13 protein-coding genes are annotated in these 16,938 nt (G+C 58.7%); 5 read left to right on the forward strand and 8 right to left on the reverse strand.

Annotated features, from left to right (window positions below; translation table 11 throughout):
* Positions 1 to 73 precede the first annotated feature (73 nt).
* The 8 genes from RHM56_RS04125 to RHM56_RS04160 all read right to left on the reverse strand — a co-directional run bounded on the left by RHM56_RS04125 (position 74) and on the right by RHM56_RS04160 (position 9,618).
* Positions 74 to 2,491 carry a TonB-dependent siderophore receptor gene (locus RHM56_RS04125; RefSeq protein ID WP_322238861.1) on the reverse strand — a complete coding sequence of 806 codons (2,418 nt, stop codon included), beginning with the start codon at positions 2,489 to 2,491 and terminating at the stop codon, positions 74 to 76.
* 76 nt (positions 2,492 to 2,567) lie between these two features.
* Positions 2,568 to 3,554 carry a FecR family protein gene (locus tag RHM56_RS04130; RefSeq protein ID WP_322238863.1) on the reverse strand — a complete coding sequence of 329 codons (987 nt, stop codon included), beginning with the start codon at positions 3,552 to 3,554 and terminating at the stop codon, positions 2,568 to 2,570.
* Entirely contained in the window at positions 3,554 to 4,072 is a 519-nt protein-coding gene (locus RHM56_RS04135) for a sigma-70 family RNA polymerase sigma factor (RefSeq protein WP_322238865.1), read from the reverse strand. Before RHM56_RS04135 ends, RHM56_RS04130 begins: the two co-directional genes overlap by 1 nt.
* A gap of 158 nt (positions 4,073 to 4,230) precedes the next feature.
* Positions 4,231 to 4,965, reverse strand: coding sequence for a phosphoadenylyl-sulfate reductase (locus RHM56_RS04140; protein ID WP_322238867.1), 735 nt, complete (start codon positions 4,963 to 4,965; stop codon positions 4,231 to 4,233).
* Between the two features lie 69 nt (positions 4,966 to 5,034).
* Positions 5,035 to 6,378 (reverse strand): aminodeoxychorismate synthase component I, encoded by a 1,344-nt coding sequence (gene pabB, locus RHM56_RS04145; protein WP_322241699.1) that lies wholly within the window; start codon positions 6,376 to 6,378, stop codon positions 5,035 to 5,037.
* A 179-nt stretch (positions 6,379 to 6,557) separates the two neighbouring features.
* A complete protein-coding gene (locus RHM56_RS04150; RefSeq protein WP_322238869.1) occupies positions 6,558 to 7,544 on the reverse strand; it encodes an alpha-L-glutamate ligase-like protein in 987 nt (328 codons plus the stop codon).
* Entirely contained in the window at positions 7,544 to 9,076 is a 1,533-nt protein-coding gene (locus RHM56_RS04155) for an inactive transglutaminase family protein (RefSeq protein WP_322238872.1), read from the reverse strand. Before RHM56_RS04155 ends, RHM56_RS04150 begins: the two co-directional genes overlap by 1 nt.
* Before the next feature lie 5 nt (positions 9,077 to 9,081).
* On the reverse strand, positions 9,082 to 9,618 hold the full coding sequence (locus RHM56_RS04160; RefSeq protein WP_322238875.1) for an ATP-dependent zinc protease: 537 nt from the start codon (positions 9,616 to 9,618) through the stop codon (positions 9,082 to 9,084).
* A gap of 281 nt (positions 9,619 to 9,899) precedes the next feature.
* On the opposite strand from RHM56_RS04160, the gene RHM56_RS04165 reads away from it, so the two are divergent.
* The 5 genes from RHM56_RS04165 (at position 9,900) to prpF (ending at position 16,903) form a co-directional block, all read left to right on the forward strand.
* On the forward strand, positions 9,900 to 10,622 hold the full coding sequence (locus RHM56_RS04165) for a GntR family transcriptional regulator (RefSeq protein ID WP_322238878.1): 723 nt from the start codon (positions 9,900 to 9,902) through the stop codon (positions 10,620 to 10,622).
* Positions 10,619 to 11,506: a methylisocitrate lyase gene (gene prpB, locus RHM56_RS04170; RefSeq protein ID WP_322238881.1), complete on the forward strand. Its 888-nt coding sequence runs from the start codon at positions 10,619 to 10,621 to the stop codon at positions 11,504 to 11,506. The genes RHM56_RS04165 and prpB overlap by 4 nt, the downstream gene beginning before the upstream one ends.
* A 221-nt stretch (positions 11,507 to 11,727) precedes the next feature.
* Complete coding sequence (gene prpC, locus RHM56_RS04175; protein ID WP_322238883.1) at positions 11,728 to 12,855, forward strand: 2-methylcitrate synthase; 1,128 nt, start codon at positions 11,728 to 11,730, stop codon at positions 12,853 to 12,855.
* 172 nt (positions 12,856 to 13,027) lie between these two features.
* On the forward strand, positions 13,028 to 15,619 hold the full coding sequence (gene acnD, locus RHM56_RS04180) for a Fe/S-dependent 2-methylisocitrate dehydratase AcnD (protein WP_322238886.1): 2,592 nt from the start codon (positions 13,028 to 13,030) through the stop codon (positions 15,617 to 15,619).
* A gap of 99 nt (positions 15,620 to 15,718) precedes the next feature.
* Positions 15,719 to 16,903: a 2-methylaconitate cis-trans isomerase PrpF gene (gene prpF, locus RHM56_RS04185; protein ID WP_322238889.1), complete on the forward strand. Its 1,185-nt coding sequence runs from the start codon at positions 15,719 to 15,721 to the stop codon at positions 16,901 to 16,903.
* Positions 16,904 to 16,938 lie beyond the last annotated feature (35 nt).

The raw sequence follows: 16,938 nt of genomic DNA on the forward strand, positions 1-16,938 counted from the left end.
TTGTCTCGCGATCTTTTGAGCTTTAAAAGATCGCGAGGCAAGCTCGCTCCTACAGGTTTACTGCATAGGCGCTTTAGAAATCCCAGCGCGTGCTGACCATGACGTTGCGCGGATCACCGTAGTACGACGAGTTGTAGAACCCGATGTTGGTGTAATACGACTTGTCGAATACGTTGTTCAGGTTGACCGTGCCCGACAGGTTTTTCGTGAACTGGTAGCGAGCCATCAGGTCCACCAGCCAGTACGGATCCTGAGAAAACTTCTCCACGGTGCCGCCCTTGTTCCAGTTGGTCAGCATCTGCCAGCCCGTGCCCTGCCAGCGCACGCCACCGCCCAGGGTGAGTTTGTCCAGAGGACCGGTCAGCTTGTAGCTGGTGTACAGGTTGATCTGATCTTCGGGTTCCCACGTCGAGACTTTCTTGCCGCCTTGTTCGCGGCTGACCTTGTGCGTGTAGCCCGCTTGCAACTGCCAGCCGGGCATCAGTTCGCCAGAAACTTCTGCTTCGTAACCCTTGGTCGTGGCCTTGATGCCTTTGTAGGCGTACTCGATGTCCGGGTTGGTCGGGTTGGCGTTGTAGGCCGTGTCTTCTTCGGGGCGGTTGTCCTGGTGCACTTCGAAGTACGCGAGGCTTGAATTCAGGCGTCCGTCAAAAAACTCGCCTTTCAAGCCGATTTCATAGTTGGTGCCCTCATCGGGCTCAAGCATTTTATTGTCGCGGTTGCGGTAGTACGACTGCGGCAGAAAAATCTCTGTGTAGCTGGCGTAGGCCGAGATGTTTTCGTTGATGTCGTAGAGGATCCCGGCATAAGGCAGCACCTTGCCGGTGTCTTTGGCCTGGCTGGTGCCGGTGAGGGTGTAGTCGGCCACGCGGGTACCGAGCATCAGCGTCAGGTCATCGGTCAGGCTGAAACGCCCGGTGATGTAGGTACCCGTCTGACGGGTGGTTTCGTCGTTTCGCGAGGTGACATTGCCCCAGTCCGGCTCATAAGCATCGCCTTTCCAGTTGTAGTAGTCGTACTGGCTTTTAAACTGGATGGCACTGGTGTAGTCGTTGCCGGTCCAGTGCGAGCGCGACACCGAGCCGCCCACCACCAACTCATGCTCACGGCCCAGAAACTCGAACGGGCCGGTGGCGTACAGGTCTCCACTGTCGCTGACGTATTCGCCGGTGTACTTGCGCGCCAGCAGCCGTGCTTCGCCGGTGTCCACGTTGGGGAAGAGCAAGGCGCCAAGTGGGGCGTTGTAGCCGTTGATCTGGTGGTTGTACTGGGCTTTAGCGACCCAGCCGTTGTCAAAGCTGTGTTCCAGAGTGGCGAACGCGGTGCGCGTGTATTGTTTCCAACTGCTCCACTTGGCGCCGTTGTTGAACGAGCGCGGGGTGCTGATGCGCTCGCCTGCGGAGTTGAACAATGAGGCGCTGCCCGACCAACTGGAACCTTTAGGGTTGTTGTCCTGATAATCGGCGCCGAGGGTCAGCAGGGTGTCCGGGTCCAGGTCGATCTCAAGAATCCCGTAGTAGACCTCACTGTCGCGCGTGTAGTGATCCATGAACGAGTGCTTGTCTTGATAGGCTGCAACCGCCCGGCCGCGCACATTGCCGCTCTCGGTTAATGGCCCGCTGACATCGATTTCGGAGCGGTAGTTGTCCCACGATCCTGCGCCCACATCGACGTGGGCCTTGAACTCGCTGGTGGGTTTTTTGCGCACCATGTTGATCGTGCCACCGGGGCCGCCTGCGCCGGTGAGCAAGCCGGTTGCACCCTTGAGAATCTCAACCCGGTCGTAAATCGCAGTGTCGGTGAGGGTGTGCCCGGCGGAATATTGCGGATCTTGCAGGATCGGGATGCCATCGTACTGGAAGTTCTTGATCGCAAAGCCGCGCGAGTAATAGCTGGTGCGGTCGCTGTCATAGGTGGCCACCGTGATGCCGGGGGTGTGGCGCATCACGTCATCAATCGAGGTGAGACCGAAATCATCCATCGCCTGGCGCGTGACCACCGATATCGACTGCGGCGTTTCGCGCGGTGTGAGCACCATGCGCGTAGCGGTGGCGATGCTGCCGGGCGTGTAGGAACCCGAGCCTTCGGTGATGGTGCCCAATTGGTTGGCGCTGACCTGGGTGGCGCCCAGCTCCAGCGCGTCGCCGGTGGGCATAGCGTCGAGCATGTAGCCGTTGGCGCTTTTGACCACGGTATATCCGCTGCCGCGCAGCAGGGTTTCGAACCCGCTTTGCTCGTTATAGACCCCATGCAGACCGGGCGTAGTCATGCCGTCCAGGTTATGCGATTGAAAAATAATCGCCACGCCTGCCTGCTGTGCAAAACGATTCAAGGCGCTGCTCAGCGACCCGGCAGGGATGTCGTAGGTCTGCACGGACGTCTGCGCCTGCGCAACAGAAGTGCCCAGCACGCCTGCCGCCGAGGCTGCCGCCAAGTGAATGGCCAGGGTTAACGGCTTAAAACGCCCGCGTTGATTGGAAGAGGTCAGCATGGAGAACGCAATCCTTTATGGGTCTGTATACCTTCCTTGACGGGCGACTCGGAAAAAGCGGAACGAATGCGAATTATTATTTTTTAGATGCCTGCGTCTGGCTGATCACAATCAGCCACGGCGTGTAGGTCTTGAGGGTGAGCGGCAGGGTTTGCGCGATCAATTGCAGCGCCCGATCCGTGTCGTCCAGCGGCAAGACGGCAGACACGCGCAAGCCATCCAGTGCCTCGCGATCAAACTGGATATGGCCGCGACGATGGCGGGAAATTTCATCGAGAACTTGCGTTAATGGCTGGTTTTCCACCACCAACTGATGACGGCGCCAGGCGTCATTGATGCTGGCGGGGTCAATACTGTCTGTCAGCTTCACGGTGTCGCGGCTGATCAGTGCGCGCGAACCGGCATCGACTTCGAGGGTTTGTTGCTCGTTGGCACTCTGTGCTGCCACGCGTGACTGCAACATGCTCAGCACCGTGGTGTCTGCCTGGCGCTTGACCACGAACCGGGTGCCCAGGGCGCGCATCCTGCCTTGCTCGGTCTGCACGATAAAAGGGCGGGCGCTGTCATGTGCTACGTCGACCAGTACTTCGCCCTGAAGCAATTCGATCCGGCGCTCTGCGCTGTTGAAGTGCACATTGACGGCGCTGGTACCGCTGAGGGTAATGGTGGAATTGTCGGCCAGATGCAGGGTCTTCCAGTCGTTGGGGCCGGTGCTGATGTCGGCCAGCCAGCGTTCTGGATAATGGCTTTTCAGTGTCAATGTGACAGGCAAGGCCAGGCAGCCGGCAATCAGCAGGGCGCGCAGCAACGGCTTGCGTTGTGTGACCGGCTTGCGCCCGCTGAAGGCCGCATTCAGTGCCGCCTTGGCCGGGGCTGACTGCTCGCGCAACGATTGCAGGCGGCTGATCGCGTCTTGCATGCGCAGCGCGGCCGCTGCGTGTTGCGGGCTTTGTTGTTTCCAGTGCTCGAATTCAAGGCGCGCCGCGTCGCTGAAGCCCTCTTCGTGCAGACGCAGCATCCATTCGGCTGCTTGTTCATCAATGGTCTGGCGTGCGGCTGGCATCAGGTGTCCAGGCTGTGGCTGCAATGCAGCAGGGCCTGGATCAGGTACTTGCGCACTGTGCGATCAGATAACCCCAAGTGGCGGGCGATTTCGCTCTGCGTCAGGCCGTCCAGGTAATACAGCACAAAGGCCTGGCGGACGTTGTCGTGCATGCCTTCGAGCATAAACGCGATGTGTTCCAGGGCTTGCAGGGTGGTGAGGATCTGCTCGGGTGATTGAAAGCCTTCGAGCGCTTCGGTGGTCAGGGCCAGCTCTTGCAGGTAGGCGTTTTCGATCTGCTTGCGCCGCACCTGATCGATGATCAGCCGACGAGCGGTGGTGCTCAAAAATGCTCGGGGTTCGCGCAGAGTAGCAACCGACTCGCGGGCATTGAGGATTCGGGCGAAGGTGTCCTGGGCCAGGTCGGCAGCATTGTGCGCGCAACCGAGTTTTCTGCGCAGCCAGCCAAACAGCCAGCCGTGGTGCTCGCAGTACAGGTCAGAAATCGCGGTCTGGAACGGAGGCTCACCCGAAGACATAAAATGTTGCTCAAACGTTATTGAGAATTATTGCTAATTCTGATCATAAGTTTGAGCTAAACGCAAGCGGGCGAAACAACTGTAGGAGCGAGCTTGTCTCGCGATCTTTTGATCTTTAAAAGATCGCGAGGCAAGCTCGCTCCTGCAGGGTGTGGTGTTTAGTGCTTGGCGATCAAATTACCGGCATGCAGCCCGCATTCTTTTTGCGTGGCTTCTTCCCACCACCAGCGGCCTTCGCGCTCGTGCTGGTTGGGCAGTACCGGACGGGTGCAGGGCTCGCAGCCGATGCTGATAAAGCCGCGCTCGTGCAGGCTGTTGTACGGCAATTCCAGCATGCGGATGTAACCCCACACTTCCTCGCTGGTCATTTGCGCCAGCGGGTTGAACTTGTACAGCGCTCGCTCTGGCGTCGAGAACGCGCCGTCCAGTTCCAGTGCTGCGACCTGACTGCGCGTGCCAGGGCTTTGGTCGCGGCGCTGGCCAGTCGCCCATGCCCGTACAGTCGACAACTTGCGGCGCAGAGGCTCGATTTTACGCACGCCGCAGCACTCGCCATGGCCGTCTTTGTAAAAGCTGAACAAGCCTTTTTCTTTGACGAACGGTTCAAGTTTGCTTTGGTCTGGCGAGATCAGCTCGATCTGGATCTTGTAGTGATCGCGCACTTGCTCAATAAAACGGTAGGTCTCGGGGTGCAGACGCCCGGTGTCCAGGCTGAACACTTTGACGTTTTTGTTGAGCTTCCAGGCCATGTCCACCAGCACCACATCTTCGGCGCCGCTGAACGAGATCCAGAGTTCGTCGCCAAAATGTTCAAAGGCGAGTTTGAGAATGTCTTGCGGGGATTTGCTGGCGTATGTCGCGGCGGTTTCGGCGACGTCGAACGGATGGCTCATCAGGCGGCTTCCTACAGTAAATGGCGCTTGGCGCTCTCTAGTGGGGCGGATGGTAGCAAAAACCGCGAGCTACAGGGTTTGCAGCGTATCGAGCAATACCTTCACTTTGGTGATCGATTCCTGATATTCATCCTGCCAGTCGGAGTCGGCCACGATCCCGCCGCCGCCCCAGCAATTCACGCGCCCGTCTTTGATCAGCAGGCTGCGAATGGCGATTGAGCTGTCCATTTCTCCGCGCACATCGAGGTACAGCAGCGAGCCGCAGTAAATACTGCGGCGCGTGGGCTCCAATTCATCAATGATTTGCATCGCCCGGATTTTCGGCGCGCCGGTGATTGAGCCACCGGGAAAACTGTCGCCGATCAGGTCCAGCGCGTCTTTGCCGTCGGCCAGCTCGCCGATGACACTGCTCACCAAGTGGTGAACGTTGGGGTAGCTTTCGAGGGTGATCAACTGCGGCACGCTCACCGAGCCCGTGCGGCAGGTGCGCCCCAAGTCATTACGCAACAAATCGACGATCATCAGGTTTTCGGCGCGATCCTTGGCACTGGCCAACAATTGGGCGGCGTTCGCAGCATCTTCGACGCTGTCTTTGCCGCGTGGGCGCGTGCCTTTGATCGGGCGGGTTTCTACCTGATTGTCGCTGACGTGCACAAAGCGCTCAGGCGACAGGCTTAAAATCGCAGTGTCTTCGGCCAGGCTGATAAAGCCTGAAAACGGCGTCGGGCAAGCAGCACGCAACGCGCAATAGGCGGTCCAGGCATCGCCTTCGCACGGGGCGCTGAAACGCTGGGTGTAGTTGACCTGATAACAGTCACCCGCCTGAATGTAGTGCTGAATTTTTTGCAGCGCGTGCTGATAAAACTCAGCGCTGATGTCGGGCTGCATCGGGTGCTTGAGGGAAAACGTGCCGGGTTCGGCCTGTGCGGGCTGTGTGAACAACTGAATCAGGCGCTCGCGCTCGGCGGTCGACAGGCTTGGGTGAAACACCAGTTGGCTGGTTGCCGCGTGATGGTCGGTGACCAGCGCCCAGGCATACAGCCCGAGCTGTGCATCCGGTAACTGCAGGTCGTTGAGCGACTGGGCGGGCAGGTGTTCAAGTTGACGGCCGAAATCGTAGCTCAGATAGCCGATCAGCCCGCCGACAAAAGGCAGCTCGTAAGGTGCGGGCAGTGCGGCATTGCCCAGTTGCTTCAACGCACTGCGCAGGCGCTGCAGGAAGCCACGTCCTGACTCTTCTGGCTGCACCGCGAACGCTTCAATTGGCCACGCGCTCAACAGGTCATAACGTCCGCGATCTGCGATGGGGCGGCCGCTGTCCAGCAGTACGGCGCCAGGTGCATGACGAATCACTGCGAAGTAGTGGGCAGGGTCGGGATGGTAAGGCAGGGGATGTACAGAGCAGGTCAGCATGCGAAGCAAATCAGCCATCGGAGCGGGGGTGCTGATTGTAGTCCTGTGTAGGACGCCAAATCTATGTCGGAACCTATGGGAGCGGGCTTGCTCGCGATGGAGTCACCGCAGTGACTCAGACAAACAGTGTCGTCTGAATCGCGAGCAAGCCCGGGCCCACAACAACCATTGCGATCAGGTCATTCTTCGTTGCTATGAATATGCCCAAACAGCTCTTGGGCAAAGTGTACGCGCTCTTCTGCGGTTTCCTGGATGCCTTTGGCCGCCAGCTCTTCCAGGTGCGCTTCCACGGCATGGGTGCGCAAGGTCAGGCCACAGTCGTTGGCGATCTGGATGTTCAGGCCAGGACGCGCGTTGAGTTCCAGAATCAGCGGGCCTTTGTCCTGATCGAGCACCATGTCGACGCCGATGTAGCCCAGGCCGCACAGTTCATAACAACCCGCCGCGAGCTTCATGAAGCCGTCCCAGTTGGGCAGTTGCACGCCGTCCACCGCATTGGTGGTGTCCGGGTGTTTGCTGATGATGTTGTTCAGCCAGGTGCCACGCAGAGTCAGACCGGTTGCCAGGTCGACGCCCACGCCAATCGCGCCTTGGTGCAGGTTGGCCTTGCCGCCCGACTGGCGGGTCGGCAAGCGCAACATCGCCATCACCGGGTAGCCCATCAGCACGATGATGCGAATATCCGGTACACCTTCGTAGCTGATGCTTTTGAAGATCTGGTCGGGTGTCACGCGGTATTCGATCAGTGCCCGGTCGCGGTGACCGCCCAGCGAATAAAGGCCGGTGAGGATGCTGGAAATCTGATGCTCGATTTCTTCGTGGCTGATGATTTTGCCCGAGACCGTGCGGAAACGATCTTCGAAACGGTCCGCGATCACCAAAATGCCATCACCGCCCGCGCCCTGCGCAGGCTTGATCACGAAGTCGCTGCGACCGCCGATGATTTCGTCGAGTTTTTCGATTTCTTTCTCGGTGGAGATCACACCGTACATTTCCGGCACGTGAATGCCGGCCTTGATCGCGCGCTCTTTGGTGATGATCTTGTCATCCACAATCGGGTACAGGCTGCGTTTGTTGTACTTGAGTACGTAGTCCGCATTGCGCCGATTGATGCCCATGATGCCCCTGGCTTCAAGGGCCTTCCAGGTCTTCCAGAAGCCAAACATCAGGAATCAGCCTTCAGGAAAGCCTTGAAGCGCACCAGTTCAGTCAGGCGGTAACCGCGGTAGCGACCCATGGCCAGCATGAAACCCACCAGAATCAACAGCACCGCCGGGAAGGTGAAGACGAAGTACACCAGTTCAGGGATGCTCATGACCAGATACGCCAGCGTGGCTGCAAACAGAGTGCCGATCGCGACCTTCATCGCATGACCACCTCCGCGTTCTTCCCACGTGATCGAGAGCCGCTCGATGGTCATGGTCAGAATCACCATCGGGAACAGCGCCACAGACAGCCCGCGTTCCAGGCCCAGCTTATGGCTGAACAGGCTGATGGCTGCGATCAGTATCACCACGAAGGTCAGTACAACGGAGAGTCTGGGCAGCATTTGCAGCTTCAGGTGCTCAAGGTAAGAACGCAGCATCAATCCGAGGGCCGTTATCACCGTAAACAGGATGATGCCAAACTCCAGCTGGGTTTCTCGGAATGCCAGGGCAATCAGAACGGGCGTAAACGTGCCGAGGGTTTGCAAGCCGATCAGGTTGCGCAACACCAGAATCACCAGCACGCCAATCGGGATCATCACCATGATCATGAAGGTCTGCTGGGTTTGCAGCGGCAAGCCGTACAGCGAGTACTCAAGGAAGTTGGCGTCGGTATTTTCGTCCGTCAGCTTGGCCAGGCGAATGGCGTTCATTTCGCTGTTGTTGAGGCTGAAGGTCACGTTAGGTTTTTTGCCGCCATCCACCGTGACCATTGGCTCGTCGCCGATCCACCACAACAGGCGATCAGACGGCAGGCCTTGTTCGCCGGTATCGGGGTTGAAATACAGCCAGTCGTTACCGTTGAAGCTGCGCAGCCACAGCTCAGGGTTTTGCGGTTGATCGGCCACCAGGCGGATGGTGTGGACGCGTTCCATCGGGACGTGAGCAATCGACAGCAGCAACTCGATGATCTGGGCTTTGTGCGGGGTAGACGGGTCGCCCGCCAGCAGCAGTTTCACGTTGTCATCATTGAGGTTGTTAACCCGTTTGATGGTCTCGCTGATAAAGGTTTCGACGTCGGCAGAGTGCTGGCGAATCGGCGCCAATAGCGCTTCGGCGGCGATTTTTTCCGGGCCTTCGACAGCAATGCTGTCGCGGAACACCGGGCCTTTGACCTTGGTTTTGTCGCCCGAATAACGTTTGGTCAACACCAGTCGGTAGTAAAGGGTTTGCTTGCCGCTGACCCGGCGCGCCGACCAGGTGACTTTGCGGTTGCCATCGACCCGATTGACGCTCACCCCGTAGTTATTCGAGATAAAGCTTTCGTTGAGGCTGACGTAGTCGCGGTTCAGCGGCGGGACGAACATCTGGATCTTGACCGGATCTTTGGCGTTGGCCACGAACTCGACTTTGGCGTCGATGTTCCACAGATCGTCGGTTGCGTCTTCGGTCACAGGGATGCCGATGACAAAAATCTGATAAGCGGTAATCGAAATCCCCAGCACCACAAGGATGGTGATCAAGATTTTCAGGTGAAGGGTGAGCGCGCGCATTTCAATTACTCTGCGGTTTGAGCGTTGGCGACGCAGGCAGGTTTGCCAGCAGCGTATTTAAGACTGGGGTCGACCAGCGCATCAAAGCGTTTCAGTGCTTCGGAGCCAATCAACAGCGGGTATTGGAACGCACTTCGGTCGGTCAAGTTCACTTCGATGGTGCGCAAAGCTTTGCCCATGCAGATTTCCAGGGCAATAACCGGGCGCGACGTGTAGTTCTTGTCGGCCTGCGGGTCGTAGTCGCCGGAGCGGCGTTTGATCTTGCTGACGCGGGCCAGCGGGCGCTCGATCGGGTGCGAGTGGGCGTCGTCGATGGCCAGGTAAAAGCGCACCCAGCTCTCGCCATCACGCTTGAAACGTTTTATGTCGCGGGCACTCAGCGAAGCAGTTTTGGCGCCGGTGTCGAGTTTGGCGGCGACCAGCAGGTCTATTCCGGCCAATTCGGCGTATTCATTGAGGCCATATACGGTTTTTTCGCCGGCAAGGCTCAGGCCCGGCAAACACAGCAGACAGAGAAGGGTAATAAACGAAGTGACTTTCATAAATCCAGGCGTGGTCTCTTGCAATCTACAGTTCAAGGCGACTGGCTGGGGTGCAAGTTTCCTCGTGCGGCTGCCCGATGAAAGGGGCAGGGCGGATGCGGTCGGCATTCTAACATGATGGTTTTATGGCGCCAGCGTTGAGGCGGGTTCGACGCCTGCCAGGAGCGTGTCGATAGAACTAAGGTCGAATATGTAGATTGTCGACAATATCAATTTAGCCTTTGACTGATAGCGCTTAAATCGCTAGTTTTGGCGCTATTGATTTGAAAGGTGTCGACAATATGCTCAAAGCACTGGAGCCAGCCGTCATTGCCCAGGACGATTCGGAAACCCTCTCCGAGAACGTCTTTCGGCGTATTCAGGCGGCTATTGTCAAAGGCGAAATCGCCCCTGGCAGCAAGATCTCCGAACCTGAGCTGGCGCGTACCTACGGCATCAGCCGCGGTCCATTGCGTGAGGCCATCCACCGTCTTGAAGGTCAGCGTTTGTTGGTGCGAGTGCCGCATGTAGGGGCCCGAGTGGTCTCTTTAAGCCACGCAGAGCTGATCGAACTCTACGAAATCCGCGAGTCCCTTGAAGGCATGGCCTGTCGTTTGGCTGCCGAGCGCATGAGCGATGAAGACATCGCACAATTGCGCCGGGTGCTTGAAACCCATGAGCGCGATGAGGCGTTTCAGGCGGGTGTCGGCTACTACCAGCAAGAAGGCGACTTCGATTTTCATTACAAGATTATTCAAGGCAGCGGCAATCGCACGCTGACCCAAATGCTCTGCGGTGAGTTGTATCAACTGGTGCGCATGTACCGCATCCAGTTTTCTGCCACCCCCAATCGCCCGCATCAGGCGTTTGCCGAGCATCACCGCATTCTCGATGCCATTGCCGATCGCGACGGCGAACTGGCCGAGTTGTTGATGCGCCGTCATATCGGCGCCTCGAAACGCAATATTGCGCGTCACTACCAAGACAGCGCCCAGCAGACAGCCACTCCACGAGGTGAGTCATGAGCAATAAAAACAGTCCAGGCCAGCGTTTCCGTGATGCAGTCGCCAGCGAGCACCCGCTGCAAGTCGTCGGCGCGATCAACGCCAACCACGCGTTGCTGGCCAAACGTGCCGGCTTCAAGGCGATTTATCTGTCGGGTGGCGGCGTTGCTGCAGGCTCGCTGGGCGTGCCGGACTTGGGCATTACGGGCCTGGACGACGTACTGACTGACGTGCGCCGCATTACCGACGTGTGCGACCTGCCGCTGCTGGTCGACGTGGACACCGGTTTTGGTTCGTCGTTTTTCAACGTGTCACGGACTGTTAAATCGATGATCAAGTTTGGCGCGGCCGCGATTCACATCGAAGACCAGGTCGGCGCGAAGCGTTGTGGCCATCGTCCGAACAAAGAAATCGTCTCGCTGCAAGAAATGGTCGACCGTATCAAAGCGGCAGTTGATGCCCGCACCGATGACAGCTTCGTGATCATGGCGCGGACCGATGCGTTGGCGGTAGAGGGGCTGGAGTCGGCCCTTGAGCGTGCAGCGGCGTGTGTTGAAGCCGGTGCCGACATGGTGTTCCCGGAAGCCATCACCGAGCTTGAAATGTACAAACTGTTCGCCAATCGGGTGAACGCGCCGATTCTGGCCAACATCACCGAGTTCGGTGCGACCCCGCTGTACACCACCGAACAATTGGCTGGCGCTGATGTTTCGCTGGTGCTGTACCCGCTGTCGGCGTTCCGGGCGATGAACAAGGCGGCCGAAAACGTCTACACCGCCATCCGCCGCGACGGTACCCAGCAAAACGTGATCGACACCATGCAAACCCGCATGGAGCTGTACGACGCCATCAACTACCACGAATTTGAACAGAAGCTCGACGCGCTGTTTGCCAGCAAGAAGTAATAAAACAGTACCCGTAGCAGTTGACGAGCTTTGCGAGGCTACGTCCGGCTGCGAAGCAGTCGTAAAACCGTAAGGCTCAATATGGCTGAATGAACACGTTGTCTGGTTTGCGACCGCTTCGCGCTCGGACGTAGCCTCGCAAAGCTCGTCAACTGCTACGGAGTGTATTGAAGCTACAAAGACTTGCCGAATCCCTAACAAATTCAAGATTGGAGAGCGCAATGGCCGAAGCAAAAGTATTGAGTGGTGCCGGATTACGCGGCCAGGTGGCTGGGCAAACGGCCCTGTCGACGGTAGGTCAAGAAGGTGCGGGCCTCACTTATCGGGGTTATGACGTGCGTGAGCTGGCAGCCGATGCCCAGTTCGAAGAAGTGGCTTACCTGCTGCTGTATGGCGAACTGCCTACCAAAGTCGAGCTGGCGGACTACACCGCCAAGCTCAAAACCCTGCGTGATTTACCGCAAGCGCTAAAAGAAGTGCTGGAGCGCATCCCTGCTGACGCGCACCCGATGGACGTGATGCGTACCGGGTGTTCGTTTCTGGGCAATCTGGAGCCGGAGAAAGACTTCTCCGAGCAGTTGGACAAGACCAACCGCCTGCTGGCCGCCTTCCCGGCGATCATGTGCTACTGGTATCGCTTCAGCCACGACGGCAAACGCATTGACTGCGTGAGCGATGAAGCGTCGATTGGCGGTCACTTCCTGCACTTGCTGCACGATAAAAAGCCGAGCGAGTTGCACGTCAAAGTGATGAACGTGTCACTGATCCTTTATGCCGAGCACGAGTTCAACGCCTCGACGTTCACCGCGCGCGTGTGTGCATCGACCTTGTCGGACCTGTATTCGTGCATCACCGCGGCCATCGGTTCGCTGCGCGGCCCGCTGCACGGCGGCGCCAACGAAGCGGCCATGGAAATGATCGAGCGCTTTGGCTCGGCTGAAGAAGCGGTGCAGGGCACCCTCGGCATGCTGGCGCGCAAAGACAAGATCATGGGCTTTGGCCATGCGATCTACAAAGACAGCGACCCGCGTAACGAGGTGATCAAGGGCTGGTCGAAAAAGCTGGCGGACGAAGTGGGCGATACCGTGTTGTTTCCAGTGTCCGAAGCCATCGACAAAACCATGTGGGAGCAAAAGAAACTGTTCCCGAATGCCGACTTCTACCATGCCTCGGCGTACCACTTCATGGGGATTCCAACCAAGCTGTTCACCCCGATTTTTGTCTGCTCACGCCTGACCGGCTGGGCCGCGCACGTGTTCGAGCAGCGTGCCAACAATCGCATCATCCGCCCAAGCGCCGAGTACATCGGTGTTGAACAGCGCAAGTTCGTGCCAATCGAGCGTCGCTGAATGAGGGGGCTGACGGCAGCTATTGACTAACTGTGGGAGCGGGCTTGCTCGCGATTCGGGTACCTCGGTCTTTCAGCAAGACCTTGTCGATGCTTTCGCGGGCAAGCCCGCTCCCACATGAGTGCTTTGCCGTCACTCTCTTTTGTCATTACCGTGATCGAGTCCCGCATCCATGAATACTGAATTTCGCAAGACACTGCCGGGCACCCGGCTGGATTACTTCGACACCCGTGCGGCGGTCGATGCGATCAAGCCCGGTGCCTATGACACCCTGCCTTATACCGCGCGCGTGCTGGCCGAAAACCTGGTGCGACGCTGCGATCCGGCCACCCTGAATGCTTCACTGAGCCAGTTGATCGAGCGCAAGCGCGATCTCGATTTTCCATGGTTTCCGGCGCGCGTTGTGTGCCACGACATTCTCGGTCAGACCGCACTGGTTGACCTGGCGGGCCTGCGTGACGCTATCGCACTGCAAGGCGGCGACCCGGCGCAAGTCAACCCGGTGGTGCCGACGCAGTTGATCGTCGATCACTCGCTGGCCGTGGAATGTGGCGGTTACGATCCCGAGGCGTTTGAAAAAAACCGCGCCATCGAAGACCGCCGCAACGAAGACCGTTTCCACTTTATTGAGTGGACCAAAAAAGCCTTCAAAAACGTCGATGTGATCCCGCCGGGCAACGGCATCATGCACCAGATCAACCTAGAGAAAATGTCGCCGGTGATTCAGGTGCGTGACGGCGTGGCCTTCCCGGACACCTGCGTCGGCACTGACAGCCACACCCCGCACGTCGACTCGCTGGGCGTGATTGCCATCGGCGTCGGCGGCCTCGAAGCCGAAAGCGTCATGCTCGGCCGGGCCTCGTGGATGCGTCTGCCAGAAATCGTCGGCGTTGAGCTGACCGGCAAGCTGCAACCGGGCATTACCGCCACCGACATGGTGCTGGCGCTGACCGAGTTTTTGCGCAAACAGAAAGTGGTCGGTGCCTGGCTGGAGTTCTTCGGCGAAGGCGCCGCGGCGCTGACCCTGGGCGACCGCGCGACTATCTCCAACATGGCCCCGGAATACGGCGCCACGGCCGCGATGTTCTTCATCGACCAGCAAACCATCGACTACCTCAAACTGACGGGGCGTGAAGACCAGCAAGTGCAGTTGGTCGAAAATTACGCCAAGGTCAGCGGGCTGTGGGCAGACAGCCTCAAGGGCGCGCAATACGAGCGCAGCCTGAGCTTTGACCTGTCGTCAGTGGTGCGCAACATGGCCGGTCCGAGCAACCCGCATGCCCGCGTGGCAACCAGCGACCTGGCCGCCAAAGGCATCGCCGGGCAGTGGGACGACGTGCCGGGGCAAATGCCCGATGGCGCGGTGATCATTGCCGCGATCACCAGTTGCACCAACACCAGCAACCCGCGCAACGTGATTGCGGCCGGGTTGATTGCGCGTAACGCCAACAAACTGGGGCTGACCCGCAAACCGTGGGTCAAATCATCGCTGGCTCCAGGCTCGAAAACCGTGGCGCTGTATCTGGATGAAGCGGGCCTGACTGACGAACTGGAGCAGTTGGGTTTTGGCGTGGTGGCCTTTGCCTGCACCACGTGCAACGGCATGTCGGGCGCGCTGGACCCTGTGATTCAGCAGGAAATCATCGACCGTGATCTCTACGCCACGGCTGTGTTGTCGGGTAACCGCAACTTTGACGGACGCATTCACCCGTACGCCAAGCAAGCATTTTTGGCGTCGCCGCCGCTAGTGGTGGCGTATGCGATTGCCGGGACCATCCGTTTCGACATTGAAAAAGACGTGCTGGGCCTCGACGCCAATGGCAACGAAATCCGCCTGAAAGACATCTGGCCAAGCGACGAAGAAATCGACGCAGTGGTCAAGGCGTCGGTGAAACCGGAGCAGTTCCGCCAGGTTTACATCCCGATGTTCGCGATCCATGAAGACACCGGCCCGAAAGTCGAGCCGCTGTACGACTGGCGTCCGCAAAGCACTTACATTCGTCGTCCGCCGTATTGGGAAGGTGCGCTGGCCGGCGCGCGACCGCTCAAAGGCATGCGTCCATTGGCCGTGCTGCCGGACAACATCACCACCGACCACTTGTCGCCCTCCAACGCGATCATGCTCGACAGCGCCGCTGGCGAATACCTGGCGAAAATGGGCCTGCCGGAAGTCGACTTCAACTCCTACGCAACGCACCGTGGCGACCACTTGACGGCCCAGCGTGCGACCTTCGCCAACCCGAAACTGTTCAACGAAATGGTGATCGAGGACGGCAAGGTCAAACAAGGTTCGTTGACCCGTCTTGAGCCAGAAGGCCAAGTGATGCGCATGTGGGAAGCGATTGAGACCTACATGGAGCGCAAACAGCCGCTGATCATCATCGCCGGTGCCGACTACGGCCAGGGCTCATCCCGCGATTGGGCCGCCAAGGGCGTGCGTCTGGCCGGGGTTGAAGCGATTGCCGCTGAGGGCTTTGAGCGTATTCACCGCACCAACCTGGTGGGCATGGGTGTATTGCCGCTGGAATTTATGCCGGGTACTGATCGCAAAACCTTGCAAATCGACGGCAGCGAAACCTACGACGTGATTGGCGAGCGTACCCCGCGAGCCACGCTGACGCTGGTGATCACCCGCAAAAATGGCGAGCGTGTCGAGGTGCCGGTGACGTGCCGCCTTGATACCGCTGAAGAAGTGTCGATTTATGAAGCGGGCGGCGTATTGCAGCGCTTTGCCCAGGACTTCCTGGAATCGGCAACCGCTTAACCAATTCCTGTAGGAGCGAGCTTGCCTCGCGATCTTTTGATCTTTTAAAAGATCGCGAGGCAAGCTCGCTCCTACCGGGATACGACAGGACTATGTTCTATGGCTTATGCAGCGCAAATCAAAATCCCGGCGACGTATATGCGGGGTGGGACCAGTAAGGGCGTGTTCTTCAGCCTGCTCGATTTGCCGGCTGAGGCTCAGGTGCCGGGCGCGGCCCGTGATGCATTGTTGCTGCGGGTGATCGGCAGCCCGGACCCGTACGAGAAGCAAATCGACGGCATGGGCGCCGCCACCTCCAGCACCAGTAAAACCGTGATCGTCAGCAAAAGCCTGCAAGCGGATCATGACGTCGATTATCTGTTTGGGCAGGTCTCGATCGATAAGCCTTTTGTCGACTGGAGCGGCAACTGCGGAAACCTGTCGGCAGCGGTGGGTTCGTTTGCCATCAGCAGCGGTTTGGTCGACGCGAGCCGCATCCCGCGCAACGGCACCGCAGTGGTGCGTATCTGGCAGGCCAATATCAGCAAAACCATCATCGCGCATGTGCCGATCACCGACGGCGCGGTGCAGGAAACCGGCGACTTCGAACTGGATGGCGTGACCTTTCCGGCGGCAGAAGTGCAACTGGAATTCCTCAACCCGGCAGCGGATGAAGAAGGCGCGGGCGGCTCGATGTTCCCCACCGGCAACCTGGTGGACGACCTTGAAGTACCGGGCGTGGGCACCTTGAAAGTGACGATGATCAACGCCGGTATTCCGACGATTTTCGTCAACGCGCACGCCATCGGTTACACCGGTGCCGAACTGCAAAGCGACATCAACAGCGATCCGAAAGCCCTGGCCATGTTCGAAACCATTCGCGCCCATGGTGCGTTGCGCATGGGGTTGATCGACACGCTGGACGATGCGGCCAAGCGTCAGCACACGCCAAAAGTCGCGTTTGTGGCCGCGCCTGTGGATTACCTGTCATCGAGCGGCAAGCCGGTGAGTGCGCACAGCGTGGACTTGCTGGTGCGGGCCTTGTCGATGGGTAAATTGCACCACGCGATGATGGGCACGGCGGCGGTGGCGATTGGCACGGCGGCAGCCATTCCGGGCACCTTGGTTAACCTGGCGGCGGGCGGCGAATTGCGCAGCGCTGTGCGTTTTGGTCACCCGTCGGGCACTTTGCGTGTCGGTGCGCAAGCTCAACAGGTTGACGGCGAATGGACCGTCACTAAAGCCATCATGAGCCGCAGTGCGCGGGTCTTGATGGAAGGTTGGGTGCGGGTGCCCCCGATTTGAAAGAAAATCTGTAATTACATGGACTCGCCCAAGCC

It is taken from the genome of Pseudomonas sp. CCC3.1, from assembly GCF_034347405.1.
GTDB lineage: Bacteria > Pseudomonadota > Gammaproteobacteria > Pseudomonadales > Pseudomonadaceae > Aquipseudomonas.